The 1,780-nt window shown below is 69.8% G+C and carries 1 protein-coding gene and 1 pseudogene; both read right to left on the bottom strand.

The window, feature by feature from the left end:
- Window positions 1–218: 218 nt before the first annotated feature.
- Window positions 219–1,460, bottom strand: coding sequence for a glycolate oxidase subunit GlcF (gene glcF / locus SJH88_RS19020; RefSeq protein ID WP_274755378.1), 1,242 nt, complete (start codon window positions 1,458–1,460; stop codon window positions 219–221).
- A 55-nt stretch (window positions 1,461–1,515) separates the two neighbouring features.
- Window positions 1,516–1,780 (bottom strand): annotated as a pseudogene (glcE, locus tag SJH88_RS19025) (glycolate oxidase subunit GlcE); the annotation flags it as partial.

A 1,780-nucleotide genomic window follows, 5' to 3' on the forward strand; every position in this document is an offset into this window, starting at 1 on the left:
GACTCCGGCAGGGCGGCCACGGCCACCGCGCTGCTGCGGGCGGACGGTCTGCACGGGCAGGCGCTGGCGCCGAGGCACCGGGCACGGAGTTGTCAACGGTGGAGGACACGGATTCGGTCATGGGCTGGGGCCAGTGCAGGAAAAATCAAACCCGCGATGATGCCAGCATTGCACGGTCTGTGTGAACCCCCGGCACTTTGGCCGCACGCGCCGCCCCCTCAGGCCAGGGCTTCGTCCAGCACTTCCACCCAGTGGCGCACCGGCACCGGGGTGCCGCTTTGCAGGTGGGTGATGCAGCCGATGTTGGCCGACAGGATCGCTGCCGGCTGCGGTGCCACCTCTTCCAGGGCCTGCAGCTTGCGGTCGCGCAGGGTCTTGGCCATGGCCGGCTGCAGCACCGAATAGGTCCCCGCCGAGCCACAGCACAGGTGGGATTCGGTGCGCGCCGTCAGCAGCTGGAAGCCCAGCCGGGACAACTGCGCCTCGACCACCCCCTTGAGCTTTTGCGCGTGCTGCAGCGTACACGGCGGGTGGTAGGCCATGGGCTGCGCCGGCACCCGGGCGCGGTCCTGCAGCTTGTCGGCCAACTCGGGCAGCAGGGCAGGCAGCAACTCGCTCAGGTCGCGCGCCAGGGCGCTGGTGCGGGCCGCCTTGTCGGCGTAGGCCGGTTCATCGCGCAGCACATGGCCCCAGTCCTTGAGCATGGCCCCGCAGCCCGAGGCATTGCTGACGATGGCCTCGACCTCGCCGGCCTCGATCAGCGGCCACCAGGCATCGATGTTGGCGCGCATCTGCGCCTTGCCGCCGTCGTGGTCGTTGAGGTGGTATTTCACCGCGCCGCAGCACTGCGACTGCGCCACCACCAGGGTCTGGATGCCCACCGCGTCCAGCACGCGCGCCGTGGCGTAGTTGATGTTGGGCAGCATTGCTGGCTGCACGCAGCCCTGCAGCAGCAAGACCTTGCGCGCATGGCTGCGCGTGGGCCAGGCGCCGTGCTCGCCCCTGGGCGGCACCTTGGCCTGGATGGCGGCGGGCAGCAGCGGGCGCACGGCCTGGCCCAGCTTCATGGCCGGGGCAAACAGTGGCGATGTCAGACCTTCCTTCAAGGCCCAACGCTGCAGGCGCTCGCCCAACGGGCGCGGCACCTGCGCATCGACCACCTTGCGGCCGATGTCCACCAGGTGGCCGTACTGCACCCCGCTGGGGCAGGTGGATTCGCAGTTGCGGCAGGTCAGGCAGCGGTCCAGGTGCTGCTGGGTGGCGCGCGTGGGCGCCTGCCCTTCCAGCACCTGCTTGATCAGGTAGATGCGGCCCCGCGGGCCATCCAGCTCGTCGCCTAGCTCCTGGTAGGTGGGGCAGGTGGCGGTGCAAAAGCCACAGTGCACGCATTTGCGCAGGATGGCTTCGGCCTCCTGGCCTTCGGGCGTGCCACGGTATTGCGGGGCGAGGTGGGTTTGCATGGTGGGGTGTCTCTGGAATGGTTTTGATGGGGTGCCGGGCCGTGCGGGCCCCGGTTCACGCCATGGTGCGCCCGGGGTTGAAAATGCCCACCGGGTCGAAGGCCTGGCGCAGCTGGGCCTGGATGCGCTGCACCGCCGGGTTTTGCACATCAAATATCGGGCTGGCGCTGATCTGGCCTGCGCCTTCAGCTCTGAATAGCGAAGCACTGCCCCCCACAGACTGCGCCAGCGCCTGCAGCGCCGGCCCCTGGCTGCGCGGGGCCTGCACCCAGCGCTGGCCACCGTGCCACTCGATGAGCGGCGCGCCACCCGTGCGGCAG

The organism is Comamonas sp. GCA5, assembly GCF_036541385.1.
In the GTDB taxonomy this organism is placed as follows: Bacteria; Pseudomonadota; Gammaproteobacteria; order Burkholderiales; family Burkholderiaceae_C; genus Comamonas; species Comamonas aquatica.